We start from the raw sequence: 26,910 nt of genomic DNA on the forward strand, positions 1-26,910 counted from the left end.
GCTGATGCCTTATCGTTCGGATCACGTGTGACGACAGCTCATTGTTGTCGCCGCGTGCGGTAATTTCCAGTTGCAAAGCGGCAAAAGCGATCAGATTTTCACCTACGCTCTGCCAGGAAAGTGATCTTTCAACGATCTGAATCCCTTAACATTAGGGCATCGCGGCCTCCAATCTCCAAGGCTTTCTGCCTTTGTGGTGAATGGTGCCTAGGCGGCTGTTTCAGCTGCCCATCGAATCCAAGACAATAGGCTCTCATCACAGTAGCCTGAATGTCAGCTGGACCATAACCTCGCGACCGCGATTTGGTGCACCGATTATGTCTGCATTCCGATTAGCCGATGCGCTCCCTGATGGTCCGCCACTGAACGGTTGCTCAGACGACCGCACGAGATAATATTTGTTACTCAGATTTCGTCCAATTAGCGCCAGTTCCCACCGACCATCGGGGGCCCCGATGCGAGCACTTGCGTCGAATAGCCAATATGGCTTTTGACGCCCCAGTGGTTCGTTAAATGCGTTGTTAAAGTATCCACCGCTGTAATTGGCATCGCCACTGAGACCCAGCTTGAAACGCGAAATGTTTTCATAATTGAAACCGCCGGATCCACCCCATTCGGGGGCACGGACGATCGCTTGGCCCGCTAAATTTTGTTGGGTAAATACGCCTGCTACCGGTGCAAGGTTGCAACCCTGCGAAACCGATTGCCCCTTGTAACAAGCGAAAGTAAACTGCTCATAACGGGCTTTGTCGTAAGAAACAGCTCCTCGCAGAGTGAGTCCTGCCAGCGGACTCGTCCACGCGCCATCTAGCTCGACGCCACGCGTGTAGGCTTTGCCAGCGTTGGTGGATAGATTGGTCACTCCCGTTGTCGCCGCAACTTGCAGACCCCGAATATCATAGTCGAACAAAGCTAAATTCAGTCGCAAAGTTTTGTCGAATAGGCGAGCCTTGAGCCCAATCTCGCCGCCCCGATCGGTTTGCTGGTCGTAGTTCAGTTTCACACCAGTGTAATTTCCACCCGCCGAGCCGTTGAACCCTCCGGAAAGAAAGCCTCGCCGGTAAGATGCGAACAGATTGATGTCCGGTGTTGCGCTCCATTTCAGCGTAACTTCGGGTGAAAAATTTGACCAGCTATCCGCAGGGACCGCGGAAATCTGCTCGATGCCCCTGGAAATCGTCCGAAGCCGCTTATCCTCATGTGAATAACGCCCTCCTCCCGATAGCTCGATATTGTTTGCCGGTTTAAGAATGAGCTGGCCAAAAAGCGAATAAGATTTGCCCCGCTGGCTATTGTCGACATTGAAGAGGCTGGTAATTACCCCGCCCGGTGAAAAATAAGCGCGGTTATTATAGTCTATGGCCCCGGACTGGTACATTCCACCGGCTGAAACGTTTATAAAGCCAGGCAGTGTCGTGAGAACGCGGAGTTCCTGATTGATATCTCGATAGGTAACGCGCTCTGGAGTATAAAGCAGGTTACTCTGGATATCGATCGCGCTCGTGTTGCTTAGATTCTCTGTATGAAACCGATAGACACCGGTGAGCGAGGTTATTGTTACGTTGTCCACTGGAGTGAAATTGAGTTCCAGTGAGGACAGAAGTTGATTCCGATCGGAATAGAGGCGGCCCCCATGTTTGGTGGGGTAGATAGCCTGAAATGCAGGTCCCGGGTCGATCAGTGAAGTTCGCCCGTTTAATTGGCAGTCCATCCGGATACTGGCCAGCTGAGGCGTTGCGCCCGAACAGGCGGAAATCTGATTGGTAGACGTCGATCCCGTATCTTCTCCTTCGCCGTATGCAAATTTGAATCGAGCGCTGAACCGATCGTCCGGAGAATATTTGAGTGTTACCCGGCCAGCAAATTCGTGCCCCTGCGGTCCATAACCAAAGGATTTAAGAGAGCCGGGAGCGGCGACGCCGACATTTTCTATGTAGCCGCGCATCCCAGAAAAATAACCGGCAACGCGCACGCCCAATGTTTCCGTGATCGGCCCCGAAACATATCCCTCCAAGCGGGTTTCGTGGGCATTGAATTCGTAGCCAGCGGAAACTTTCATTTCCAATTGAGCGGTGGCATCGGCGCTGCGAATTGAAATCACCCCGCCTGGACTGTTTTTTCCAAAAAAAAGGGCCTGTGGTCCTTTCAGGATTTCAACGCTGGAAACGTCCATGGAAGCGAGCCGTTGAACGCTTGATCTTGCGACCTGGATGCCATCGATGTTGAACGAAACTGCCTGATCGGAAAACGGGTTGATTTCCGACCCAGCAATTCCGCGTATCGCGATCGGGGCGCCCTGAACCCCGCCCGTGTTTTCGCCAATCAGAAGGAGCGGAGTGATCCGGGATAACCCTTCAACATTGACGATAGAGCGACGGCCCAGTTCTTCCCCGCTGACGGCTTGTAAGACGACCGGCGCATCGAAAGCAGTTTCCAGTCGTTTTCTGGCAGTGACGATAATTTCACCATCCACCTGTTGCCCATTTTCGTCTTTTTGCGGCGAAGTTGTTTGAGCAAAGCTTGAATGCACGACGAGTAAGCTCGCCGCCGTGCAAAGTAGCTTGCAAGCGCAGTTACGGATTCTCATTTCCCTCTCCTGTTGTATAAGCCGCGTCGTTGGCGCGCAGCATTTCTCGAATGCGAGCTCTGGGGCCTCCTCTTTTGGGAAGCGCGGCCTCAGAAGTCCGCAATTCTTGAACGAACTATGCTATGCAGAGCCTTTAGGCGTCAGCGAACGATCTTTGCTTCGCTTTTAGCAAGTTTTTTGCGTCGCGACCTTCGGCCACCGGGCGCCCAACCTCGGCTGCTAGTGCACGGGCAGCGTCGACCGTTTCGACATTGGTCATCTCGGTACCGCCAGCAGTGTCTTCGATTCCAACACGAAGGTGACCGCCGCGCTCCAGCGCATAACGCGCGACAGGCGTATCGAGCAGAACGCCCGCCTGACAGCTCACGATCCAGGGGAGATCAATGCCCTCCATCATGGAAAGATATATATCGAGCGCCTCTTTCGTGGGATGCATGCCGAAGTTGACGCCCTTCACCTTGTGAAGGCCCATAGTGTAGGGGCCGCCGAAATAGAGTTTGATTATGGTTCCGGCAGGAAACATGTTGCGCTCAGCATATGCTCGCACCCAGCGAAGCTGCCCCGGCTCATAAATGCCAAGAGACATGGGCACGTCGGTTTTCTGAGCAAATTGCACCATCTCAAATGACTGGGCATAGGTTAGCCCATTGAGATTGCTGTTCGTCGGAAGTCCCCGTTCATCCAGTATATCGAATTGGGTAATGCCGGGATCGATCGCAAACATGCGCAGCACGCCGTCATCGAACATTGGGCGAAGATGCGCGTTCTTTTCCCAAAGCTCGTCGCCTTTCAGATAGTCGCCATACATAAGCGCATCAGGATATGTCTCGAGAATTGCCCGTTCGATGGCCACCATTTGCTTGACGCCCTCTTCGCGGGGCGCGCGAAAGTCATGATGGTGATGAATGATCGCGGCGCCGGCCGCTAAGCAGGCGCGCGCATCGGCTATCGTTTTTTCCATGCGTTGGACAGGTTCCCCTCTCCGCAATGGCGTGATGGCTGCTTCCAGAACGACCGGAGAGTTGGATTTATTATAAATACTTGATGACATTTAATCAGTTCCCTTTACATTTTTATGTTACTGAACATCAAAAATTATAACTAAATTGCTGTATGAAAATGAATGCGATATTCATGCATTAATATTCGATATGTTATCGAATATTACTTAACTTATGCTCATACTGAACGTTATATATGGTAGATTATCATTCAATTTTGCCGCATTATCACAAGTGGCAGTAACTGCCAAGATCAAAAATGTTAGAATAAAATAGGTCGAGCTAGATTTTTGGGGGGCCTGCGCAGAAATGCTGCGCGCGGGTACTCGCGAAACATTTCACGGCGTATGCTAAAGTGATTTGGAGAATTTTTTGTGAGATTCCTATCGACCAACGGGACGCACGCGGCGGCTGACAAGGCAACGGGTTACGATCCGGCGATGAGCGTCTCCCAGGCGGTGCTTGCCCTGTTTGTCGAGACCGGCACGACGCAGTTCAGTGTAAAGCAACTGGCCGAACACGCTGGAGTGTCCGAGCGAACATTCTATCGCTATTTCCCGCGCAAAGAAGATGTTGTCAGGCCTGTCCTTTCTGCGGGGGCAAGCCAACTTAGCGATCTACTGATACATCGGGATGATTCCGAATCCCTCACCGTGGCTATCAGTGGCGCTTTCGCCGCTTCATGGTGGGCCGACTCGCCTATCGAGTCGCAAACTCTGCGTCGCCTGATGAAAGAAACAGAAGTATTCCGTGCAGTCTGGCTCGATATTATCGTAGAAACCGAGAACAGGCTTGCGGTTGCCTTGGCAACAAGAATGGCCGCCGGTACCGGCAACGCACGTGCAAAGCTGATGGCAAGTATCGTCTGTGCCGTCATCAGGGCTTCCGTCGAGGGTTTAGACAGTCAATCACACACCCTCGCTACCGTCTTTTCCCACAACCTCGATCTGGTGGCGGCGGGGTTGTTTAACGTAGAGCCTTGATCGTTTTTATGCAGCTTGGCGATGCCGCCACGGCAGGAAGCCAGTTGTCTCCCTGATACCAGCCATCTCCAGTTCAGTAGCTTAAAACTCCTTGAATGCGTCGATCGGTAGCAGAATTGTCCCGTCGGTTTCTTGACATCCTTCCGTCCGTGTAATCATATCATTCTAAGATATTAATAGAGGCCCTCGTCGGTTTTTTCCGGACGGATGCTATAATGAGGATGTCCATGTTCAAGGCGATCTGCCTGATCAAACGCAAATCCGGTATGACTCTGGATGCATTTATCGATCGCTATGAGCATCGCCATGCCGCGCTGTGCGCTAGATTGATTCCCGATATGGTGAATTATGTCCGGCGCTATGTGGTGACCGAGCTCTGGTACGAAGACCGCGCCGCCTACGAAATCTCGATGAAGACCCTTGAAGCACCCGAAAAGGCAGCTGCATTGCGCGCAGACGAACAGGAGCTCTTCGATCTTGCATCGATTCGGCGCTTTATCGTTGATGAGCGAGCTACGGTTTTTCCGCTGGGGAACACGTCGGCGTTATGAGCGAAACGCGTGAGGTGGATTTTCTGATCGTCGGAAGCGGAGCGGGCGCGATGTCGGCGGCCTTGCGCATGGTAGATCAGGGACTTTCGGTACTGATCGTCGAAAAGCAGTCGCAGTTCGGAGGATCAACCGCAATCTCGGGAGGCGTGCTGTGGATCCCGTGCAGCACTGTCGCGCGGCGGGCCGGGTCGGCGGATACAATGGACGAAGCGCGCGCTTATTTTGACGCGTGTCTTGGTCCGGAAACCCCGGCTTCGTCGCGCAGCCGTCGCACGGCCTTTTTGGAAAAGGGACCGGAGTGTTTAGATTTTCTGGAGCGGCTCGGGATGCGCTGGGCATTTGGTGACGGCTATTCTGACTATCACGAGGGCGAATATGCCGGTGGTAGTGTGCGCGGCCGTGCAGTCGTCGCTCCGATGTTCGACGCGCGGACGCTTGGCATCTGGATGGATCGCATCGGGTTCAATTTCGACCTTCCGCCGGTAATGTTCCAGGAAACGGTGCCGCTCCGCAGCAGGGGGCGAACCTGGGCCAGCAGGATCGCCTATTTTCGCGTCGCGCTACGGATGGCACGCAACAAACTGGGCGCCCGAATTGTCGGCATGGGCGGTGCATTTTATGGTCGACTGTTTGCACAAGCGGTTGCGCGCGGCGTGGAGTTCAGCGCCGGTGTGACGATCCAGTCGCTGACGGGGCAGGACGGCGCGGTCACCGGCGCGATAGTGCGCGAGGACGGGCATGATGTTGTTATTCGTGCGCGCCGGGGCGTGCTGCTGAATTCCGGCGGTTTCTCGCTGAACCGCCTCATGCGCGACATATGGCAACCAAGGCCTAGCTCGATCGACTGGACACTCGCCAATCCCGGCGACACCGGCGAGATGATCGAGATGGTGCATGGCATGGGTGGCGCGCTCGCCTTGATGGACGCGAGCTGGTGGCTGCCAGGAACCGTGTTGCCGGGCGACGTGCGAACCTATCTCGTGCCCGAATTACAGCAGCCGCACGGTTTCGTCGTTGATTCCAGCGGCCAGCGCTACATGAACGAGGCGACCTCCTATGTTGCGATCGGTCGGAGCATCTATGAACGCAACAAAACGGTATTGGCGGTCCCCAGTTGGCTCGTCATGGACCAACAATATATGAACAAATACCTCATCCTCGGCGCATCGATGCGCACGATCCCTCCGGCTTGGCTGGAGACGGGGGTCATCGTGGAGGCGGCCAGCCTCGCGAATCTCGCAATTAGGTGCGGTTTGCCCGCCGCTGCGCTTGAGGCGTCGGCCGATCGTTTTAACGAAATTGCGATTTCCGGAGTCGACGAGGATTTTGGACGCGGACACAGCGCTTACCACCGCTTGTTCGGCGACCCGCTTCACAAGCCGACGCCGGGTCTTGGAACGGTGGAGAAGGCTCCTTTTTATGCGATGCCTATTTTTCCAGCCGATGTCGGCACGGCGGGAGGATTGCTGACCGACGAACATGCACGTGTGCTGCGAGAAGATGGAACGCCGATTGCAGGGCTTTATGCTACCGGCAATTGCACTGCGACGATCATGGGCCACAGTTATCCGGGCGCCGGTGCCAGCATCGCGCCATCGCTGGTGTTCGGGTACATTGCGGCCGAACACGCTATTTCCAATAGCCACTGAAGAGCTTAGTTATTGCGCTGACGACGGTTACAGTTCGATCAGATCGCCCTGTCGATCGCTTCGAGCCGCTCCAGCATAAGGTGTTCTCCCGCAATGCCCGGCATGGCCACCTCATGTTCCAGTTCGATCAGCCCGGTATAGCCTAGACTGCGGATGTGTCGCAGCACATTGACCCAGTTCAACTCGCCGCTGCCCATTTCGGCACGCCCGGGGTTATCTGCTACCTGAACTGCCGCCACCATGTCCCAGCATCGCGTCAGCGTATCAATCACGTCGCCGCCGCGCGCCTGAACGTGAAAGATATCGAGGAGAATGCGGACCGCAGGACTGCCGACCGCCAGTGCTACCGCATAGGCGTCGGCGACATCTGACAGGAGCAACATGGGGTAGTCGCGGGCGTTCACCGCCTCGAGACAGATGATGACTCCCGCGCGTTCTGCCAGTGGCGCGACCCGCTTCAAATTGTCGATCAATGCCGCTTGCTGGAAGGCGGGCGATTCACGGTCGTTGCGACCTATCAACGTCGTCATAAGTTTTGCGTTGGCTCGCTTGGCGGTTTCGATCGAGAGTTCCAGTTCGCCTTGGAGCGCGGTCTGTTCGTCCGGATCGCGCGAAGACCAGCGGCCGAGATTCCAGCTTTCGACATTATTGACGAAGCATCCCATCTCCAGCCCGCGTCGGGCGAGTTCAGCGCCGATACGCGCCTGGTCGGCGGGTGCGCGCAACTTCAGGAAATTATCTTCGATGCCAGCGAACCCGTGATCGTCGATAAACGCGATTTGCTCGATCGGATCGATGGAACCGACGCTTTCCAGAAATAGCGGCGTATCGAGCGAATTCAGTCCTATATTCGGGGCATAGCGCATTGCTCGGCCTGATTTCATAACAACCCTCTCTTGGCCGTCGATCGCGGCTGCGCGGTTCATCTGCTCCTCAGCTTAGCAGTAGACGTGATAAATTCTAGCATCTAACATTTCCGATGGGTACCCAAGCAAGGTGTGCCCATGAGGAGGGATGTCATGATCAAGGTAATCTGGCTATTGAAGCGAAAACCCGGCATGTCGAAGGAAGCCTTTCGCGAGCACTACGAAAGCAGTCACGTGATGCTGGCGCATCAATATGTCGGTCATCTGCTTGAAGGCTATCATCGCAACTATCCGGTCGAGGGATGGCTCGCGCCGAGCAGCAAGCGCGAGGACGGCGTCGTCGAACCGTTCGAATATGAATATGACTGCATTACCGAGATGCGCATCAAGGACGAGGCCGCTGCCGACGAGATGTTGCAGATTTTCAACGATCCGGTGATCGGCAAGATATTTGTCGACGACGAGCATCGCTTTCTTGATCGCAAAAAGGTCGTGATGCTCACTTGCGACGAGGTCAACAACGGTACGGGCACAGGTCCGCTTGCGCCGTCGAAGGAAGAGCTCGCAGCCCGGGCACCCGTACTCGCGCACTAACCGGACGGAATCACGCAAGGTCGGCGTCGCCGGCCTTGCGTCCGATCCATTCAGACTGTTTTTGCCACTTTGCGTTCAGTGATCGACTCGTAAAGCACGCAGTAGAGATCTTCTGCCATCGCCTCGCTCATCCGCATGCGATCGGTACCGACGCGGCTCATCATGTCGTCAAGCACTTCCTGGGGATTATCATGATCCACCTCGTAGACTGCGAAATAGTCCCACGAGTTTGGACTGATCGCGGTACCCTTGATCTTGAAACGCTGTGCCGCGACGAAGCCTGGAATAGCCAGGACGTCGTCGAGATGCTGATCGTTATACCATGTGTTAAATTCGTCCTCGCGCCCTTTGACGGGGCGGGTGAGCACAACGAGCTTTCCTTGGGTCATTTTCTCTTTCCTTAGTTCCGATTGGATTGGCTCAGGTCGCCACCGTCACTTGCAAACCATTGAGCGCAGTCGTCAGGTCGATTTGACAGGACAACCGGCTCGTCGGCCGCCGCGCGGCACCGAAATACAGTGTATCATTCTCCATCGGGCCGGGCGGGCCGACCCTGTCGTACCAGTCGGGCGAGACGATCACGTGGCAGGTGGCGCAAGCGCAGCACCCGCCGCAGGTCGCCGCGATGCCGGCGATTTGATGATCGACGGCCGCCTCCATCAGCGTCTCGCCGACGACGCCCCTGATGTTCTGGACGGCGCCGTTCGACATGACGATTGTAACGCCGATCGTATTCACTCCGCTCTGCGTGTCAGGCGCCAACCAGCACCGCCTTCTCCTGTTTCACCGCAGAGGCCATGCCCTGGATAACCGATTTATTATACACGGCCTCGAGGAAATCGCGGACTGGGCCGACCTCGGCATCAGCGGGAATGTCGAACGTGCTTTGCAACGTCACACGACACCGGTTCGGTCCGAGCTCATCGATCCACGTCGTGGCGAGATAGTTTTGCATCCCGCCCGACACCACACCTTCGACATTGTAATAGATACGCCGCGCGACGGGATCGGCATGGATCAGCGTTTCAGGAAATGGTGGAAAGCCGCTTTCCGGGGCGAAAAGGCAGATACGCGTGCAAGGGAGAACATCGACGCTGTCGCCGTCCTTGTAGATGGTGTCGATAAGCGGAGCCGGAGCGTCCGGTCCCTTTGCCGCCCATTTCATCACCGCCCCCCAATCACGCAGCATTGCCCAGAAATCATCCGCCGAAACATCGACCTCGCCAGATGCATGGGCCGTTCCCCGTTTGAAATGTGTCATTTCTCTCTCCTACTTGACTGCGTGAAGCGGATTATGCCGGGCCGCCAGAATGCGCTCGACCGTCGTGTGTGCGGCCGTGTCGTACGGCACGGGTTCGCCCAAAGCAGCTTCGAACCGGTGGATCGCTTCGAGGTCTGGCCCGATCGCGCCGCCGAGCTGCAACGATGCGTGATAGACCCGCCGCGTGGTCGATCCGTGTGTCACCCAACCCGCGGTGCCGGCAATCTTTTGGCCATGCCACTTCAGGTTATAGCGTCCGTCGCAATGTGCGCCGGGCACCTCGCCATAGTCGCAGACGATACCGAGCAAGGCCATCGCATCGCGCATAACTTCGAGAAGGGCGATATAGCTGGCATCGAGCGCAATCGGCGTGACCGCGCCTTGCGCGCTGATCAGGCTTATATTGAGAATTCCGGGCCGATGGACCACTGCAGTGCCGCCCGATCGACGAACCGCGATCGGCCAGCCACTCGCTTCGCTGAGTGAACGCGCATGCGAAAACCCTGTCAGCATGGATTGCCGGCGAGAGGCAACGACACAAGGGTCGTTGCGCCACACCCGCAATATGGCGCCCCCGTCATGCAGGTCCGCTGCGATTTGCACATCCGTATTGACACTGTCCTGAATTGCGGTTTGAACATCGTCTATCCGCACGGGGCAGGGCGCGACCTGTCGCAACATCTCAATGAGCATAGACTCGATCCCCGCGATTTTCAGACGCGGGATCGGGCGGGTTTGCCCGGGCCATTCGCTCGTCTCTCTCACCGTGGCCGCCGTAGTCGTCAATGCCCGCTCCAGGATATTGTCGTTCTAATATTCTAGATAGTTTTACTGGTCAACTTTTCTCGGCAATATCCACCGATGCTTCCGACGCCCACATCTCGCGTCCTACAGCGTAACCGAACGTCATGGCCGGCCCGAGTGTGATCCCGCCAGAGGGGTAAGTGCCTGCCATCACGGAATTCATGTCGTTGCCGCATGCGAACAGGCCGGGAATGGCTTCATCCCTCTCGTCGAGGACGTGCGCATGGGCGTCGGTTCTCAGCCCGAGGCTTGTTCCGATATCGCCCGGATAGACCTTCACCGCATAAAATGGCGCGCGTGCGATCGGTCCGAGACACGGGTTGGGTTTGTGATCCGTATCGCCGAGGTAACGGTTGTACCCCGTGCTCCCTTTGCCGAACTCCACATCGATTCCGGTCTTTGCCGCTTCGTTGGCTGCGGCGATTGTCTCTTCCAGCACACCTGCGGGTATATCCAACGCCTTCGCCAGAGCAGCGATATCGTTAGCCCGCGTAAGATAGCCCGATCGCACAAACCGCGCGAGCCGGGTCGGACCGGGCCGAACCAACCCAAGGCCGTATTTGCGGATGAAACGGCTGTCGCAGATCAGGATTGCCGGAATCGTCGGCACCTGTTCGTGCTCGCGATGCATCGCCGCGACAAAGTCGTGATATGACGTGGCTTCATTGACGAAACGCCGACCGATCCGGTTCACGGCAATCAGACCCGGTTTTGATCGGTCGGTGATAAGATGCGGGCATTTGAGGAGCGTGCCGTCTGTATTTTGCATGACCGAAACCGGCGTCCAGAACGCATTGTCGCGGTTGATTATGTCTAACCTTCCACCTGCGGCCAGTCCGATCGTAATGCCGTCACCGCGGTTGTCGGCCGGAGCCATGCTATGATGCAGATCGGGAAACGGCAGATGAGCGCTCATCATGGTTGCGTTGCCGGGAAAGCCGCCGGTCGCGAGAACAACTCCGCTGTGGGCGCGGATGTGCCGTGCGACGCCGTTACGCGCGATCGAAAGACCCGCAATTCGGCCATCTGCGGCGCGGAACACCGCGTCGGCGTCTGCCTCGCTCCACAAAGTCACGCCAGCGGTAACTGCGGATTCGAGCAGGCGTCCGGCCAGTGCGTTACCGAGCGCAAGCCGGGTGCCGCGACGATACAACGTCAGACGGTCGCGGACGTATCGTCCCACCATTGTCGCCGCATGCCTGAAGGCCTTGGCCGAGCGATAAGATTTGAGCAGCATATCGACATCGTATTTGCCGACCATCATGCCGCCGAACAGCAGGAACGTCGGGAGCGGCTTGCGCAATTTATCGAAGAGACCGCCAAGCCTGCGGCCATCATAGATTGCCGGATCGAGCATCCTGCCGCCGGGTGTCGCGCCTTCCTCTTCTGAATAATAGTCGGGGCCGACAGGCCGGGGCACCAGCTTTAGCGCAGTGTTGGCATGCATGAACGCCATCATTTCCGGCGCGGTATCGAGATAGGCGTCGATCAGATCCCAGCGCGCGCGATTCCCGAGCACCTTGCGCAAATACAAAGCTGCTTTCTCGCGACTGTCATCGATGCCGAGAGCGGCCATGTCGGCGTGGTTCGGAATCCAGACGACGCCGCCGGATATGGCTGCACCACCGCCGAACATCTCGGATTTCTCCAGCACGAGCGTTCGCGCGCCACCGATCGCCGCCACCGTCGCCGCGACGAGGCCGCCCGCGCCCGAACCCAGGACGATGACATCGTACTCCTGGTCCCAGCGGGCGGGTGCGGGCAGCAGTTCGATCATGTTATTTGGCGGCAGGATAAATACGCTTGAAATCGAGGAAAGACATGCTCCAGCGCACGATTTCGACACGAGCAAACAGGTTCGCGTGCGTAAATGGATCCTGCGCAATGAACGCTTCCGCCTCGGCTTTTGTATCGACGTCGAGCAGCATCAGCCCGCCGATCACCGCGGTCTTTTCGTTATTCCAGAAGCCGCCGCCCGCTATCATCTTGTCGACGTTCGCTTCTAGAAACTCGAGGTGTCTGGCGCGTGTGGCGTCGCGCACGTGTTCGTGTTCGGGCTTGTCGTAGGTCGCTATCATATAAGGCATGGAATGCTCCTGTGGTGTCGGGATTGCACTGCCCTAGGCAACGGTAACGGCAGGTGGCGTGCGCTCGAGCCGCAGCCGGGTAAGTTTCAGCGTCTGGATGTACCACTGGCCATTTTGGCGAACATATTCCTCGTGATAATGCCCAAAACCATGGATGTGTTCGAGATTGAACAGACGGGCGCGCTCCGGTGGCCAATAGACGACATCTTCCATTGCCCAGATTCCGGAAGCGCGATCGTCCGACAGGATTTCGATCTCTGGCATATGGCCGTGATGGATGCTGATCACGCCATCCAGAAAGTCGCGAATACGTTCGATTGATTTGTCGCGCGAAAGCGGCGCGTCCTGGCCCTCGGGGAAAAACATCGTTGCATTGGGCGTGAAAAGTGCCCGTAGTTTCTCCCATTCCTTGGTATCGGCGTAGCGAAAATATCGCGCCTTGAGCGCGGTAATCTGTTGGATCGCCTCCAGCTTGTCAGTGACGGTCATATTTTCTCACTTATTCTTGTGCCTTTGCACTGCCGGCATCGGCGACCTGGTAGCCGTCGACGCCGTCTGTGCGGTGAGCGATATCGATCTACTCGGCCGCCAGCGCCGTGGCTTCGCGCTGATAGGTTCCAGCACGCGGCCCTTCATTCATGAACTGACGGATCGATCGATAGAGGTTGGAAACGGCCGTTTCCTGCACCGGATTAAGCAATGACCCGGCAAATGCACGCGACTTGGAACCCTTTTGCACGGCGAGCATATTGGCGAAATCCTGTTCCAGAATACGGCCCCATTTCGCCGCTGGATCGCGCCAGTCGCTGTAGAATTCGCGTTTTAATGGGGGTGCCTTCCCTTCCGCATAGCGTTCGAGGGACCAGATATCCATGATGCAGCTATCAGGATCGTAGCCGTTTGGCCGGAAACGATACCAAATGACGCTGTCTACGGCCCCGTGCAGGTAAATACTGTTTGGGAAGATCTGCCAGTCGAGATGAGAGGCTTCGACATATTCGGCGGTGAGTTCCATTGGCCAGCCGGCGCCGTCCTTGATTGCCTCTTCGACTAAAATTTCGCCCCAGCGTGTCAGAACTTCTCCCTGTGGCGTGTCGGAAGGAATGTCGGTGTCGAGCCGTTCCAGGGCGCGATAGGCACGGCCGCTTGCCATGGCGCCTAGCTCGTTATGAAATTCGGTCGTCACGCCCCGGATGTGCTCGCGCATGTCGGGTTCGGGTATCTTCGGGAGCCGCGAGGAGCGGCGATAGGGCAGGGCACCGTCGCTCACATACCACATTGCGCCGTGCCGCCCGTAAGCACCGGCGTTTGAATAATCCTCGACATAGTTCAGCAATTGCGGGTGCGACTGCTGAACGTGATAGAATTCGTTGAAAAAGCCTTGGCCGACCTTCCAGTTGCACGGCATGATGCCGGTCTTGTAGTAACGATAACGCAGCTTTTCGAATTCGAATTTGTCACAAAAATCGTCGATGGGCGCGATGAAGTCTTGCAATGGCTCGCAGTCGGCGTCCATGTTGATATAGACGAAACCCGCCCAGGTATCGACCTGCACCATTTTCAGGTGCACCTTATCGTCGGTCAGTTCGGAGCCAAAGTCCTTGCGGTCGATAACGAGCGTGTTGTTGCCCTGGAGGTCAAATTCCCAGCCGTGGAAGCGGCACTTGAACATCTTCGTGCGCCCGCAGCCTTCGGTCAATTGTCGGCCACGATGGGGGCACACGTTATGATAAGCCTTGATCTCGGTCGGGCTGGTACGGATCACGACGATTGAATCATCGACGATATCGTAGGTTACGAAATCGCCGACCTTGGGGATCTCTTCCAGGCGACATGCGATTTGCCAGACAAAAGGCCACAGCCGTTCGGCTTCGTATCGCGCGAATTCCGGGCTGCAATTGTCCTCTGGCGGAATGAACGCCGCCGTGACCTCGTCGGTCGGAAATTGGTGCGTCATACCACTCATAATTATCCTCTCACCCGATTTTTTCCCAGCCTACAACGCAGCGACAGACGTAGCAAGACTCTTACCTTCTAACATTTATCTATGGACCTAACATTTTACAATGGTTGTCGCTATTGCTATCGCTGGCGTCAGGATTGCGCCGGAATTCTTAAGCAGGAGAGAACAGATGAGAGTCGATGTTCATATTGACCATATTATGGAGCCAACCGCCTATGTTGCGAGCACCTATGCACGCGAGATCGTCGGCGCGGCATTCACATTCTCCAAAGTCACCTATGAACATACGCGCCTGTCGCTGCGCGAGTTCGAGGCGGCGCGGGCGCGAACCGCACAGATTAATGGCTGTTTGCTCTGCCAGACCTGGCGCGCCGATCGCGATACAGCAGCATATCTCGAATCAATGGGTAGCGCGACGGAGTCTGTTGCCACCCGTGGTGGCGACGCGCCTGACGAAACATTCTACGATCAAATTGGCGACTGGCGCGACTCGACGCAATTTAGTGAACGCGAGCGCGTGGCGATTGAATATGCGGACGGTCTGGGGCTGAATCCTCATGGGATAGCCGATAACGAGCCATTCTGGGCGCGCATGAAGGCTGCCTACTCGGATGATGAAATTGTTGACCTGTCCTATTGCATCGCTTGCTGGATGGGGCTGGGCCGGGTCGCCCATGTGCTCGGCATTGATGGAGTTTGCCAGATACCAGCGCTGGCCCGGCTGCCGGTCGCTGCATAGGCTGACCTAGACCGGGACGGCATCCGGCTGGAGATCGGGGTGCGATGCGCTGAAGGCAGGAATATCAGCAAGTCGCGCCTCGATAGCCAACAGCCCCGGATAGCGGGTCAGGTCGGTCGAGACGCGACGCGCGTTATAGAGTTGGGGCACCAGACAGAGATCCGGCAAGGTCACGCAGTTGCCCATTAAATAGTCCGTTTGTGGATCGATCTGCGCCTCCAGCGCCTGAAATCCTGGCTCGATCCAGTGCCGCGCCCATACATCCACTCGCGATTGGTCGAGGCTGAATTCCGCCTTTAGATATTTTTGCACTCGCAAGTTGTTGAGCGGGTGAATGTCGCAAGCGATAAGCTGCGCCATCGCGCGTGCCTTCGCCCGGTCGAGGGCAGTTCCCGGAAGGAGCAGTGGGTCGGGATAAAGCTCATCGAGATATTCGATGATGGCGAGACTTTGACCGACCCCAACCTCTTCATGCCGCAGAAAAGGAACCAACCCCTGCGGGTTTACCGCCATATAGGCTTCGGAATTCTGGTCGCCTGCAGGAAGACTCAGCAGGATCGTTTCATGAGGTAACTTTTTCAGGTGCAACGCAATCCGCACGCGCCATGCGGCGGTCGACCGCCAAAAGCCATAAAGGGTCGTCAAAGGCACGATTACAGCTCCGCTCGAATGGAGGATATCACTGAACGGAGGATGACGGTCTAGGTGTGAAGCGATTTATGGACCCAGGCCGCTTTGTCTGAGACCTGTTTACTCTCGCTCCATTCCTGAAGCATCGGTATCGCGAGGTCGCCCAACTCCTTCATCGCCTTCGGCGTCTCGGTGCGATAAGTCAGCTCGAGCCGGTGTCCGTCCGGATCATGGAAGTAGACCGACTGAAAGATGTGATGGTCGATCGGCCCGATCACGTCGACACCATATTCCTTCAATCGCACGACCGCCTGGTCGAGTTCTTCGGCATTATCCATTTCGAGTGCGATATGCTGGACCCAGGGCGGCGTATTCGGGTCCAGTTCCATCGGCGACTGCTCGGGCAGATCAAAAAAGGCGATGTGGCTGCCGTCGGCCATCTGGAAGAAGATGTGCATATAGGGGCAAGGCTCACCCGTCGTAGGCACGCGGGCCTCCGACATTGCCATCGTGAATTTCAGCCCGAGCGCCTTAGTGTAGAAGTCCGCCGTGCGCCCTGCGTCGCGGCAGCGATAGGCAACATGATGCAGTTTACGGATCATCGGATGCTCTCAGTCTGGGTAATGTCCGGGATGTTGGTTTTAAACGAATTCCGCATGTCATTGTCGGAGCGCACCGACGCAGGATCCGCAAGAAACGCAAGGTGAAGCGCATTGAAACGCTCCCATTCCTCGAGCTGCGGCATGTGGGATGAATTGTCGAATGTGATAAAGCGCGAGTCTGGAATACTGTCGGCATAGCGCCTTCCATCGTTCACGCTCGCGGTTGGGTCATCGTGCGTCCAGACGATGAGGGTTGGTGCCTCGATCTTCGAGAGCTCGTCCTCGGTCAACAGATTGCGCTGCCGGATTTCCATGTTCTGAAGACACATGATGTTCTTGACTGATCGCTTGTAGTCATCTGCCGCGTAGATGTCGTGGCGGATATCAATCAATTCATCGGTCAGTGCTTCCTGGTTCTTGATAACAAAATCGAGACGCGCGCGTACACCTTCGCGTCCGGCGACAAGCGAAGCCCGTTCGGTCAGCGTCTTGAGATTGTGCATGACGGATGGGTGTGCGGTCAGGCCAGCGCTACTGATGAGCGCGAGGCGATCGACCATTTCGGGATGTCGCGCAGCAATGCGCGCAGAAACCCACCCTCCCAGCGACGTGCCCGCAAAATTGGCGTGCTTCACATCCATCACTTCGAGGAATTTCAATAGATGGTCGACATAGCGCTCGATCTCGTAATCGCCGTCTGGTTTCGCGGTATAGCCATGTCCGAGCATGTCGATCGCCAGAACGCGGTAGCCCGCCTCTGCGTGGGGAGCGATATTGCGGCAGAAAGTTTCGATATGACCGCCGATCCCATGCAGGAACAGCACTGTCGATTCACCTTCGCCTGCTTCCACCACCCGCGTGCTAAGACCGCCCACATCGACCCAGCGATGGGAAAAGGCCGTTCGATTCAACGCGTTCCAGTAACTCACGTGATACTCCTGCGGACCTGTCCTTGTAGTATATTAGTATACTTGAAAAGAAAAGAACATTTGGACATCCATCGTTATTCTTTCGGCGACTGAATAGCTTAAGCCGGTTCGAACGTTTCGATTTCCTGGCACAGTCGGGTCAGCAGACGCCCCGCCGGTTCGCCATCGACGACCCGATGATCGACCGTTAGGGACAAGCCGAGCATCTGCCGCTCAACGACATTGCGGCCCGCGTCCAACGACAGGCGAGGTGTCACGCACCCAATTCCCAGTAACACCATCTGCCCATTGTTGAGGATCGGTGTGAAATGCTGGACGCGCGTTGTGCCAAGGTTGCTGATTGTCGCAGTGGCACCCTTCATTTCGGAGACCTGCAGCTTCCGGGTCGAGGCTCGCGTGGCGAAGTCCTTTCGTTCCACAGTAATTGCTTCCAGTGACTTTGCATCGGCATCCCGGATGACCGGCGTCTTGAGGCCATCCTTCGACGCGATGGCGATGGCGATGTGAACCGCGTCCGACAGCAATATCTCGTCGCGGGTGGCCGTACCGTTCAGGTCTGGCTGAGCCTTAAGCGTGCGCGCAAATGCCATGATCAGACAATCTTCGATTCCGCTTGCTAACCCTTCTCGCTTCCAGCCAGCCCGCAGTTCAAAAAGGCGCCCGGCGTCGGCTTCGCTGTGAAAGGTCAACTGTGCGGAGGAGGCCAGACTCTCCATCATCTTGTCGGCGATGAAACGACGCACGCCCGAAATACGCATAACGCGCGCGCTCGCCTCGGAAGAGATGTCGGTGGTCGTCATCCGGCGATCTGGGCTATAACCTGCCCCTTGGAGACTGGCTGTTCGGCGGCGACCAGAATTTTAAGGACGCCCGACGCAGGCGCCAGAAGTTCGTTCGTCACCTTCTCGTTCATGATCTCGGCGACCAGATCCCCCTTGCTCACGTCGTCGCCATCCGAAAAGAACCAAGACGCGATCGATCCCTCGCTGTCATCATCCCACAAATCGTTCGGGATCGTTAAATCGGTCATGTTCGTTTCTCCGAAAGGACCTCACGGGCCAGCGCAGCCAGACGTTCGCCGTTGGGCAGCAGTCCGGGCTCAAGTGCCGGGCTGAAAGGGATGGGAATATCTGGAAAGCAAAGGCGGCGCGGGGTTGCTTTCAGCGCAATGCCTGCGTCTTCGCATACCGAGGCGATAACTTCACCGCTTACGCCATAACTCATATAGTCGTCATCGACCGCGATCAGCCGCCCGGTCTTGCGCACCGATGCACGAATTGTGTCGCGATCGAGCGGTGCGATGCTCCGAAGGTCGATGACTTCGCACGACACGCCCTCCTTCTGGAGCACGTTGGCGGCGTCGATCGCGTGATGCACGGTCAGTCCCAGGCCCACAAACGTCAGGTCGGTGCCTTCGCGCGCCACGGCCGCCTTGCCCAGGGGGACATAATATTCCTCCTCGGGCACGTGTGTGGCTGCTCGCGGAACGGTGCCCAGCCAACCCAGTCCGTGAACACCTTTGTGAAACATGAAAACGACCGGGTCGTCATCGCGGATCGCGCTGCGCAACATGCCTTTCGCGTCATAGGCGTTCGAGGGGATCACGACCTTCAGTCCCGGAAGATGTCCGAACGTAGCGTACAGGCACTGCGAATGCTGGCCACCATCGCTGTAGCCGCCACCGACCGAGGTCATCAGCACCATCGGGCATTTCACCTGACCACCCGAGAAAAAACGTTGCTTTGCAGCAAGGCTCGAAATTGCATTCATGCAAACGCCGAAGAAATCGACGAACATCAGTTCTACGATGGGGCGGAGACCGACGGCCGCCATACCGACCGCTGCACCAATGAAGCCCGATTCCGAGATGGGCGTGTCGCGCACGCGATCGGCACCGAAGGCATCCAACAGGCCCCCGGTGGTCGACCAGACTCCGCCGATCTTCGCCAGATCTTCGCCCAATACGACGACCGACGCATCGGCGGTCATTTCCTGATGGATTGCTTCGTTCAGGGCGCGGGCTATGGTCAATCGACGCTGGCGCGGCGCTGTCGCGCTGCTTTTTGTTTTTTCTACGGTATCAGGCGAAGACATGGGCAAACGCCTCCCGGGCGGCAGGATATTCAGAATTACGGGCGAAGGCGATCGCATCGTCGGCAAGCGAGATTGCTTCCGCCTCGATCGCGTTGAGCTCTGCACCGTCGTGGCCGTCCGCTTCGAGGCGGGCGCGAAATAAGGTTATCGGATCCAGAGTGGCGAGACTTTCCAGTTCCGCCGGTGGCCTGTATTCCACGGTGTCCCCCACGAAATGTCCTTCTAGCCTGTGTGTTTCCAGTTCGATCAACGTCGGGCCACCACCTGCGCGGGCGCGTGCCACCGCTTCGCCAGCCGCTTCATAGATTGCGTCAGGATCGTTTCCGGGCACAAAGACACCGGGCATTCCATACGCGGCCGCTCGGTCGGCGTTGCTCGCAACCGATGTACTTTCCGCCTTGCTGACCGAAATGCCATATGCATTGTCTTCGATAATAAAAACGACTGGCGCTTTCCATAATGAGGCGAGGTTCAACGCCTCGTGAAACTGGCCCTGGTTGGTCGCTCCTTCGCCCATGAAAGAGACTGCGATATCGTCGCGTCCCTGTATCTTCATGGCAACTGCGGCGCCGACGGCGGGAGCAATGCCTTCCCCGATGATGCCGCTGCAGCTGAAATTTACCGACGCGTCAAAGAGGTGCATGTGGCCGCCCAGGCCATGCGACAGGCCAGTCTCCTTGCCAAAGATTTCAGCGGCCATGGCTCGCAGGTTGACGCCTTTGGCGATTGCCACGTGGTGCGGACGATGCGTGGCCGTTACGAAGTCGCTCGGTCGAAGATGCGCGCAGACGCCGACGGCGCACGGTTCCTGCCCAACGGAGAGGTGCATCTCTCCCGGGATCGGTCCCTTTGCCATGTTGAATACTGGCAGCTTGCCCTCGAAGTAGATCGTCTTGATCCGCGTCTCGAGTTCCCGGCTCTGAACCATCGCCTGGTACATCCACAGGCGATGGTGCCGGTTGCCGATCGGTGTTGCGTTTGATTGCATCAGTACGAGCCTTCCGGTTTAAAATGCATAACCGATCGAGCCCCCAAAGGTTCGTGGTGGCGCATAGGATACCTGATCGCCAGCGCCCGTGAAGAAGCTACCCTGGATCACTTTCTCGTCACTCAGGTTCTTGCCCCATACCGAGAATCTGAAATTGGTGTTTGCGGGCTTGAAGGTCAGCGTCGAGTTAACGAGGGTATATGCTTTCTGTTGCACGCGGCCGCTTTGTTCCAGGGGAACATCGTCGGTGTGATACAAATTTCCTGCCAGACCGATCGTGCCAATGTTGAACTCGTGTTCATAGTTTGCGCCGATATTCAGTGTCCACGTTGGTGCGCGCGTTACCTTGAAACCACTCAGGTCGACGCCTGACACAGTGGCGTTGCCGCCGCCGGGAATGGGCACGAGGATCGAAGCGTTGGTATAGTCGTGGTAACGGGCATGTAGATAAGTGAATCCGCCACTGAAGCGCAGATCGTGCGTCGGACGAAAGGCACCTTCAATATCGAATCCGTAATTGCGGGCAGCACCAGCGTTAGTAAGAAGATCAAATCCGCCGCTGTTAATTTGTACCTGCAAGTTACTATATTTGTAATAGTAGCCCGCAAGATTGAGATCGAAGAGCCCGTGACTGGTCTTAAACCCGACCTCGTAAGCGTCAATTTTTTCAGGATTTACCGGCGTCGTAGCAGTGCCGTTTAGATCGTAAACGCCGCTCTTGAAGCCTTTGCTGTACGTAGCATAGATATCAGTGCGTGGCTCGAATTCGTAACGCAGTGAAAGTCGCGGCGTGGCTGCATTATATGATTTTTCATGCAACGCGGTCCCAACGAAGGTCGCAGCATCTCCTCCCACATACTGCACCGTGCGCTTTTCGTGCGAATAGCGTACTCCCGCGATCGCCGTGAGCTTGTCAGTAATCTGGAAGGTTCCCTCGGTGTAAGCTGCATAGGCGCGGGTCGTAACGTTTGCATAATTGACGAAAGGTGCGGGAAAGAAACCGATCAGGGGATCGTAGGAAGAATCGTCACGATAATAAAACAAACCTGCGATGAAACTGAATCGTCCGAACTTCTCCGAGGCAAAATTTAACTCTTGCGTAAAATTCTTATCGGGTGAATCGATTGTAAAACTGATGATCTGTGCCGGACTTGCATCGCCATCTGCAGCGATATCCAGTTGAGTTTTAGCATAAGCCGTAAGAGATGAGATTGTACCAACTTTTGTATTTACTGATCCTCGCAGAGATATATTATAACTTTCGGTATTCGTTAATGGTTTGGTGTTAACGGCCACGTCATAGGGTTCTACTGCCGTTTTAGGACCAATAGTGTTACCGTTCAGCGCCGAATACGCGAACAAGCTGTCGTCGCTACGTCGGGAGTATTGTCCGCCGAGAACGAACTTCAAGTTATCGGCCGGTTCGAAGAGCAATTTTCCCCGAATCAGACGCGACTTGATGTCACCAACATGGCCGCCGTTAAGCAAATCATGATTCCACCCGTCCATGTCCTCGTAAGAACCGGATACGGAAAACGCCAGTTTATCGTCGATTAAGGGCGCAGTAACGAATGCTTTGACGGCCAGGTCGTTGTAACTGCCATAGCCGACCTGCATGTCGACCGAGGGCTTGTATTCCGGTTCGCGCGTGAAGATCTGGATCGCGCCGCCCGTTGCGTTGCGGCCGAACAAAGTGCCTTGAGGCCCCTTCGAAACTTCGACCCGTGCAACATCAGGCAGGTCGATCGTGTTGGCCGCCTGGTTCGGTTGATAAATACCATCGACATAAATTGCCACGTTGGCTTCGGAACCCGGGTTGGTGGATCCGGCAGTAACGCCGCGGATGGATGGCTGCGTGTAACCGCCAAGGCGCTCCATGCGCAGGCCGGGCGTGATCTGCTGCAGCGAATAGGTATCGGTGACGCCGCTGCTCACGATCGTTTCGGCGGTGAGCGCCGTCACGGAAACCGGAACATCGGTTAACCGTTCTGAGCGGCGCTGCGCAGTCACGACGATATCTGAGCTGTCGGGCGTGGGCTCGACCTCTGAAGCTTGAGCAGGAGTTGGTTCATTGGACGCGGTTTGCGCGACCGCCGGTGAACTTGCCATGCAAACCGACAACGCGGCGAAGACGATCGTACTGAGCCGACCGTTGCGGATGGAAACGTGGATAGTCATTTAAATCATCCCCTATTAACGTTGCGGGCATTGCTTGACGGCCCGTTTGAAACTTCTAGTATTCTAGTAGTGACGAATGTTCAACCTTGAATTTTTCGCGTGGCAAACTTAAAAATGGGCTTAGAAACGGGGCTTTAGTAAAGCGTCTGCATCGCTTCTGCGGAGTAGGGAGTCAGTTCACCCAACCGTCCTTCGCGAACTTTCTGAAGCCACGAAGGATCCGACAGGAGAACGCGTCCAAGCGCCACCAGGTCGAAATCGCCGCGATCAAAGCGTCGCGCCAGTTCCTCCAGAGACCTCATATTGACTGCCGAAGTGCCGCCCGCGAAATCGGCGAAAAGATCACGATCGAGCCCGATCGAACCGACTGTCATCGTTGGCACGCCGAGCATCTTTTTCACCCAACCCGCAAGATTGAGGTCGGATCCTTCGAACTCCGGCTCCCAGAACCGGCGCTGCGAACAGTCAATCAGATCGACACCGGCTTCCACGAGTGGCCCCAGCCATTGTTCGATCTCTGCGGGGGTGGAGGCTAGTTTGGTATCGTAGTAACCGGTCTTCCATTGCGAGACCCGCATCATCAGCACGTAGTCTTCGCCGACCGCCGCCCGCATCGCACGCACGATCTCTGCAGCCAGATTCGATCGAGCACGAAGGTCTGTGCCGCCGTAGCGGCCGTCACGGCGGTTGGTTTCGGACCAGAAGAACTGATCGACGAGATAGCCGTGTGCTGCATGGACTTCGACACAATCGAATCCCAGCCGATTGGAATCTCCGGCAGCGCGGGCAAACGATGCGATCGTGTCGGCGACATCCTCTTCGCTCATTACGCGACCGCCGGGCGTGTCGGGACCGATGAGGCCGGACGGACTTTCGAGCGGATCGTGCTCGGCATCGGGATAATTGTAATCGGCAACGCCGCCGACATGCCAGAGCTGAGGTGCCATCGCGGCGCCTGCGGCATGCACGTCAGCGACGACCTTACTCCATTCGCTCAGGGCATCGTCACAGAAATTCGGTACGAACGAAACTGCTCGCGAATGCACCCGGTCAAGGCCCACGCCTTCGGAAATGATGAGGCCGACACCGCCCTCAGCACGCCGTCTATAATAAGCCGCGACGTCTTGGGTTGGCAGTCCGTCCGGCGAGAAATAACGCGTCATCGGCGACATTGCGAAGCGGTTTTTCAGCCTTAATGATTTGAGCGTAAAGGGGGTTTCGAGTGCTTCCAAAAGGCTCATCGTGTCATCCTGAAATTGGCGTTCGGCGAATATCTGCGCTTCAAATGCCGCATTCCTTCACGGCGTAGGTCTGCACGATCGAGCGATCGAGGAAGCGATCCTCATCCTCCTGCAATCGCCGCGAAACTTCGGGATCGGCGAGCGCATCGATGAAGCCCTGGTAGGCCGTGTCATCGTTGAACCAGAGTTCGGTGATCACGTCGAAATATGGCGAAGGGGCATCGCCATCCTGGCGGTTGGACGAAACAGATGTCGTGTCGAGATAATTGCGGACATACTTACCGATCGTTGGTAACACTTCGCGCACGAGTGGGACGTGCCGATTTTCGTAATGATCGATAAATTGATCGACGGTGATGTCGGTCTTGCGCTTCAATAGCACTATTGCTTTCAGCATCGTTTGCCCTCTCTCAATCAGCGTCAATCCGCCGATGTCATTTTCTGCGCCATCCGGTTCAGCGCCGATTCCCGCTTATTATATATCATTGCTTCTAGAATGTTACGTGTCAATCGCGAACTGAAATATCAGAATACTAGATTGACGAGCGGCAATTGCTGAGCGATGAGAATGGTTCAAGCGGCGCCGTGATGCGTGGTTGGATTTAAATGGAGGTGATCAGGGTGAGCGCAGTAACGGACCGGGAGTCCGAGCCACTCGTGTTACAAGACGCTGATTCGGGAGTCTGGGACGATATCGCCGATGTCATTGTCGTTGGTTTTGGCGGCGCGGGCGCGTGCGCAGCAATTGAAGCGCGGGAATCGAGTGCCGATGTTATCGCGATCGATCGGTTTGCCGGAGGGGGCGCGACGGCCTACAGCGGTGGCATCATCTATGCTGGTGGCACAAGTTTCCAGAAACAGGCCGGTTTTTCGGACACTGCCGAGGTGATGTACGATTATCTGGCTATGGAAGTAGGAAACGTCATTCAACCCGAGACGTTGCGACGGTATTGCAATGAAAGTGCTGCCAATCTTGATTGGTTGATCCGTCATGGTGTTCCCTACGCGGCCGATCCCTATCTCGAAAAGACGATCTATCCGCCCGACGGCAAGTTCCTTTATTATTCGGGTAACGAGAAAGTTCCTGAATATGCTGCACGCGCAAAGCCTGCGCCACGTGGGCATCGTCCTGTCGGCACCGGCATGACGGGTCATGTCTATTACGCTGCACTGGCGCGTGCGGCTGCAGCGATCGGCGTACGGTTGCGTCAGCACGAAAAGGTCGTGCGTCTGGTTCAGGATTCAACCGGCAGAATTATCGGCGTCCAGACGGCCCGTGTGCCAGACGGCAAGCGGGCGGCCCATAAGCGCCTGTACGACAAGGTTGTGCCGATGCTGCCGTTCAAAGCCAAAGTCTCAGAACGGGCAATAAGAGAGGCGCGCGCGCTGGAGCTGGCGGTATCGGAAACCCGCCTGATCCGGGCACGAAAGGGCGTAATATTGTCGACGGGCGGGTTCGCGTTCAATCTTGACATGCTCGGCGAGCACCGGCCGTTCTTCGCCAGGAACTATCGTGCGCTAATGCGCCTTGGATCAATGGGCTGCGATGGCAGCGGTATTATGCTGGGCCAGTCGGCCGGTGGCGCCACAGATCGAATGGATAGCGTCTATGCTGCGCGCAATATTGCGCCACCGGCCGCGCTGCTCGACGGAATTCTGGTCAATGCACGCGGCGAACGTTTTATTAACGAAGAAACCTATTCGGGCTACCTCGGCCTCGCGATTGCCGATCAGCCAGATGGTGGCGCGTGGCTCATCCTGCCTTCCCGTAGTTATCGCGAGGCGATCCGCCAGGCGTTGTTCGGCGGCTGGCTGTTCTTCAAATTCTATGGTGTGCCGGCGCTGCTTAATTTCCTTTTAGGGGGCACGCGCTCGTCGTCGTCGATCGAGCGGTTGGCCGCAAAATTGGCGATCGATCCCGTCGTGCTGCGGCGGACGATCGACATCGCAGACGCCGATCTGGCCGCCGGGGCCGCGGATCGATTGGGCAAATCAACCGAGCACCGTGCGCGGCTTGGTGGTCGGCGTTTGCATGCCATCAATATGGCGATTCCAAACATCTACGCCTTTACCTATTTGTTCACGCTTGGCGGTCTCAAGGTCGATGAGAATAGCGGCAACGTAATCCGCGGGGACGGTAGCCGGGTGGATGGGCTATATGCCGCGGGCCGCGCTGCGGTCGGTCTTTGTTCGAACGGTTATCTCAGCGGGATGTCGATTGGAGACGGAATGTTTTCAGGGCGTCGCGCCGGTCGTGCCGCGGCGGTGGATGCGCCGACTGAAACGAAGAGACGGGTGACCGCCTAAATGCGAAGCGGCAGCAATCGACCTGGGGACGAGACGGTGCGCCGAAAAAGGGCGGGTGTTGGCAAGACTTCGCAAACGGTTTATCGGACGCCGCTTGATCAACATCCTGGCGCCGGCGAGCCTGTGTCGACGGGCCGGGACCGGAGGAGCGCCGCCTTGAAAAATTCGCGCAGGGGTGGCCTCAGTGAACGGGCCTATGACCATCTGAAAGAAATGCTCGTTACTGGGACCGTCACCGACCGCGAATGGTTCCAGATTGACGATATCGCCACGCAACTCGATATGAGCCGTCAACCGGTAATGGATGCATTGCGCAGATTGTCGACGGAGGGTTTCGTCGAGATCGTGCCGCAGGTCGGTTGCCGTCCCCGACGCCCTGATGTCAACGAGATCCGGGACTTTTTTCGACTGTTTGCCGAGGGCGAGGCGATCATCGCCGAGCTTGCGGCAGAGCGCGCAGAACCCAACGTGCTGCTCACGATGCGGCTGATCTCGGCACAAATAGGCGCACTGGCCGACCAACCAGAGGAGGTGGGTGGTCGTGCGGATATGTATCGGTCGCTAAATCGTCAGTTGCATTCGGAAATGCGCCGCGCCGCACATTCTGCCTCCGTCGCCGAAATCGTCGAGAGCCTTGGCGATCGCTCGGATTTCTACATCGCCTGTTTCAAGGACAGAGTGTTCGCGCCGAACCTGAAGATCGCACACGCTGAGCATGAGGAAATCATCGAGGCGATTATTGCGCGCAACCCACGCAAGGCGCGTTCCGCAATGAAGAAACACATTTCGGCGACTGAAAAGCGGCTTGAGGACAGTTTTCGCGAATCACCGTCTGGCACATAATTTAAGAGGTATA

The 26,910-nt window shown here is 56.6% G+C and carries 28 protein-coding genes; 7 read left to right on the forward strand and 21 right to left on the reverse strand.

Annotated features, from left to right (window positions below):
- Positions 1–256: 256 nt before the first annotated feature.
- Together D3Y57_RS03655 and D3Y57_RS03660 are read right to left on the reverse strand one after the other, a co-directional pair.
- A complete protein-coding gene (locus tag D3Y57_RS03655; RefSeq protein ID WP_121151431.1) occupies positions 257–2,587 on the reverse strand; it encodes a TonB-dependent receptor in 2,331 nt (776 codons plus the stop codon).
- Between the two features lie 133 nt (positions 2,588–2,720).
- A complete protein-coding gene (locus D3Y57_RS03660) occupies positions 2,721–3,638 on the reverse strand; it encodes a 3-keto-5-aminohexanoate cleavage protein (RefSeq protein ID WP_239025725.1) in 918 nt (305 codons plus the stop codon).
- A 390-nt stretch (positions 3,639–4,028) separates the two neighbouring features.
- Here D3Y57_RS03660 and D3Y57_RS03665 point away from each other — a divergent pair, with 390 nt between their 5' ends.
- The 3 genes from D3Y57_RS03665 to D3Y57_RS03675 all read left to right on the forward strand — a co-directional run bounded on the left by D3Y57_RS03665 (position 4,029) and on the right by D3Y57_RS03675 (position 6,771).
- Positions 4,029–4,571, forward strand: coding sequence for a TetR/AcrR family transcriptional regulator (locus D3Y57_RS03665; protein ID WP_162986921.1), 543 nt, complete (start codon positions 4,029–4,031; stop codon positions 4,569–4,571).
- Positions 4,572–4,798: 227 nt separating this feature from the next.
- The gene (locus D3Y57_RS03670; RefSeq protein ID WP_162986922.1) at positions 4,799–5,122 is read left to right on the forward strand and encodes an EthD domain-containing protein; all 324 of its coding nucleotides are present in this window, start codon (positions 4,799–4,801) and stop codon (positions 5,120–5,122) included.
- Entirely contained in the window at positions 5,119–6,771 is a 1,653-nt protein-coding gene (locus tag D3Y57_RS03675) for an FAD-binding protein (RefSeq protein WP_121151437.1), read from the forward strand. The genes D3Y57_RS03670 and D3Y57_RS03675 overlap by 4 nt, the downstream gene beginning before the upstream one ends.
- A gap of 38 nt (positions 6,772–6,809) precedes the next feature.
- On the opposite strand, the gene D3Y57_RS03680 is transcribed toward D3Y57_RS03675, so the two are convergent.
- A complete protein-coding gene (locus D3Y57_RS03680; RefSeq protein WP_162986923.1) occupies positions 6,810–7,655 on the reverse strand; it encodes a TIM barrel protein in 846 nt (281 codons plus the stop codon).
- Positions 7,656–7,790: 135 nt separating this feature from the next.
- Between D3Y57_RS03680 and D3Y57_RS03685 the strand changes: the two genes are divergently transcribed.
- On the forward strand, positions 7,791–8,231 hold the full coding sequence (locus tag D3Y57_RS03685) for an EthD domain-containing protein (protein WP_162986924.1): 441 nt from the start codon (positions 7,791–7,793) through the stop codon (positions 8,229–8,231).
- A gap of 50 nt (positions 8,232–8,281) precedes the next feature.
- Here D3Y57_RS03685 and D3Y57_RS03690 read toward each other — a convergent pair whose 3' ends face one another.
- From D3Y57_RS03690 to D3Y57_RS03725, 8 genes are all read right to left on the reverse strand, one after another.
- Positions 8,282–8,620: a DUF4286 family protein gene (locus D3Y57_RS03690; protein ID WP_121151443.1), complete on the reverse strand. Its 339-nt coding sequence runs from the start codon at positions 8,618–8,620 to the stop codon at positions 8,282–8,284.
- 31 nt (positions 8,621–8,651) lie between these two features.
- A complete protein-coding gene (locus D3Y57_RS03695) occupies positions 8,652–8,993 on the reverse strand; it encodes a 2Fe-2S iron-sulfur cluster-binding protein (protein WP_430738981.1) in 342 nt (113 codons plus the stop codon).
- Positions 8,983–9,492 (reverse strand): SRPBCC family protein, encoded by a 510-nt coding sequence (locus tag D3Y57_RS03700; protein WP_121151445.1) that lies wholly within the window; start codon positions 9,490–9,492, stop codon positions 8,983–8,985. Before D3Y57_RS03700 ends, D3Y57_RS03695 begins: the two co-directional genes overlap by 11 nt.
- A 9-nt stretch (positions 9,493–9,501) precedes the next feature.
- Positions 9,502–10,278, reverse strand: coding sequence for a lipoate--protein ligase family protein (locus tag D3Y57_RS03705; RefSeq protein ID WP_162986925.1), 777 nt, complete (start codon positions 10,276–10,278; stop codon positions 9,502–9,504).
- Positions 10,279–10,327: 49 nt separating this feature from the next.
- Positions 10,328–12,073 carry an FAD-binding protein gene (locus tag D3Y57_RS03710; protein WP_121151449.1) on the reverse strand — a complete coding sequence of 582 codons (1,746 nt, stop codon included), beginning with the start codon at positions 12,071–12,073 and terminating at the stop codon, positions 10,328–10,330.
- A gap of 1 nt (position 12,074) precedes the next feature.
- Positions 12,075–12,383, reverse strand: a complete 309-nt coding sequence (locus tag D3Y57_RS03715) for a YciI family protein (protein WP_121151451.1) — start codon at positions 12,381–12,383, stop codon at positions 12,075–12,077.
- A gap of 33 nt (positions 12,384–12,416) precedes the next feature.
- Positions 12,417–12,872 carry a nuclear transport factor 2 family protein gene (locus tag D3Y57_RS03720; protein WP_121151453.1) on the reverse strand — a complete coding sequence of 152 codons (456 nt, stop codon included), beginning with the start codon at positions 12,870–12,872 and terminating at the stop codon, positions 12,417–12,419.
- Between the two features lie 88 nt (positions 12,873–12,960).
- Positions 12,961–14,349, reverse strand: coding sequence for an aromatic ring-hydroxylating oxygenase subunit alpha (locus tag D3Y57_RS03725; RefSeq protein ID WP_121151455.1), 1,389 nt, complete (start codon positions 14,347–14,349; stop codon positions 12,961–12,963).
- Between the two features lie 166 nt (positions 14,350–14,515).
- On the opposite strand from D3Y57_RS03725, the gene D3Y57_RS03730 reads away from it, so the two are divergent.
- The gene (locus D3Y57_RS03730; RefSeq protein WP_121151457.1) at positions 14,516–15,085 is read left to right on the forward strand and encodes a carboxymuconolactone decarboxylase family protein; all 570 of its coding nucleotides are present in this window, start codon (positions 14,516–14,518) and stop codon (positions 15,083–15,085) included.
- Positions 15,086–15,091: 6 nt separating this feature from the next.
- Here the strand turns inward: D3Y57_RS03730 and maiA are convergent, their stop codons facing one another.
- The 10 genes from maiA to D3Y57_RS03780 form a co-directional block, all read right to left on the reverse strand.
- On the reverse strand, positions 15,092–15,736 hold the full coding sequence (gene maiA, locus D3Y57_RS03735) for a maleylacetoacetate isomerase (protein WP_347400364.1): 645 nt from the start codon (positions 15,734–15,736) through the stop codon (positions 15,092–15,094).
- Positions 15,737–15,786: 50 nt separating this feature from the next.
- On the reverse strand, positions 15,787–16,317 hold the full coding sequence (locus tag D3Y57_RS03740; RefSeq protein WP_121151459.1) for a VOC family protein: 531 nt from the start codon (positions 16,315–16,317) through the stop codon (positions 15,787–15,789).
- Positions 16,314–17,246, reverse strand: coding sequence for an alpha/beta fold hydrolase (locus D3Y57_RS03745; RefSeq protein WP_121151461.1), 933 nt, complete (start codon positions 17,244–17,246; stop codon positions 16,314–16,316). The genes D3Y57_RS03740 and D3Y57_RS03745 overlap by 4 nt, the downstream gene beginning before the upstream one ends.
- A 98-nt stretch (positions 17,247–17,344) precedes the next feature.
- The gene (locus D3Y57_RS03750; protein WP_121151463.1) at positions 17,345–18,046 is read right to left on the reverse strand and encodes a 2-oxo acid dehydrogenase subunit E2; all 702 of its coding nucleotides are present in this window, start codon (positions 18,044–18,046) and stop codon (positions 17,345–17,347) included.
- Positions 18,043–18,276: a biotin/lipoyl-containing protein gene (locus D3Y57_RS03755; RefSeq protein WP_121151466.1), complete on the reverse strand. Its 234-nt coding sequence runs from the start codon at positions 18,274–18,276 to the stop codon at positions 18,043–18,045. Before D3Y57_RS03755 ends, D3Y57_RS03750 begins: the two co-directional genes overlap by 4 nt.
- Complete coding sequence (locus D3Y57_RS03760) at positions 18,273–19,340, reverse strand: alpha-ketoacid dehydrogenase subunit beta (protein WP_121151468.1); 1,068 nt, start codon at positions 19,338–19,340, stop codon at positions 18,273–18,275. Before D3Y57_RS03760 ends, D3Y57_RS03755 begins: the two co-directional genes overlap by 4 nt.
- Complete coding sequence (locus tag D3Y57_RS03765; RefSeq protein ID WP_239025726.1) at positions 19,327–20,328, reverse strand: thiamine pyrophosphate-dependent dehydrogenase E1 component subunit alpha; 1,002 nt, start codon at positions 20,326–20,328, stop codon at positions 19,327–19,329. Before D3Y57_RS03765 ends, D3Y57_RS03760 begins: the two co-directional genes overlap by 14 nt.
- A gap of 18 nt (positions 20,329–20,346) precedes the next feature.
- Complete coding sequence (locus D3Y57_RS03770) at positions 20,347–22,506, reverse strand: TonB-dependent receptor (protein WP_121151470.1); 2,160 nt, start codon at positions 22,504–22,506, stop codon at positions 20,347–20,349.
- Between the two features lie 134 nt (positions 22,507–22,640).
- Entirely contained in the window at positions 22,641–23,747 is a 1,107-nt protein-coding gene (locus D3Y57_RS03775) for an NADH:flavin oxidoreductase (protein ID WP_121151472.1), read from the reverse strand.
- Between the two features lie 40 nt (positions 23,748–23,787).
- Entirely contained in the window at positions 23,788–24,144 is a 357-nt protein-coding gene (locus D3Y57_RS03780) for an EthD domain-containing protein (protein ID WP_121151475.1), read from the reverse strand.
- A gap of 224 nt (positions 24,145–24,368) precedes the next feature.
- Between D3Y57_RS03780 and D3Y57_RS03785 the strand changes: the two genes are divergently transcribed.
- The gene (locus tag D3Y57_RS03785) at positions 24,369–26,054 is read left to right on the forward strand and encodes an FAD-binding protein (RefSeq protein ID WP_239025727.1); all 1,686 of its coding nucleotides are present in this window, start codon (positions 24,369–24,371) and stop codon (positions 26,052–26,054) included.
- Between the two features lie 156 nt (positions 26,055–26,210).
- The gene (locus D3Y57_RS03790) at positions 26,211–26,897 is read left to right on the forward strand and encodes a GntR family transcriptional regulator (protein WP_162986926.1); all 687 of its coding nucleotides are present in this window, start codon (positions 26,211–26,213) and stop codon (positions 26,895–26,897) included.
- Positions 26,898–26,910 lie beyond the last annotated feature (13 nt).

The organism is Sphingomonas paeninsulae, from assembly GCF_003660165.1.
GTDB classification, from domain to species: Bacteria; Pseudomonadota; Alphaproteobacteria; order Sphingomonadales; family Sphingomonadaceae; genus Sphingomonas_O; species Sphingomonas_O paeninsulae.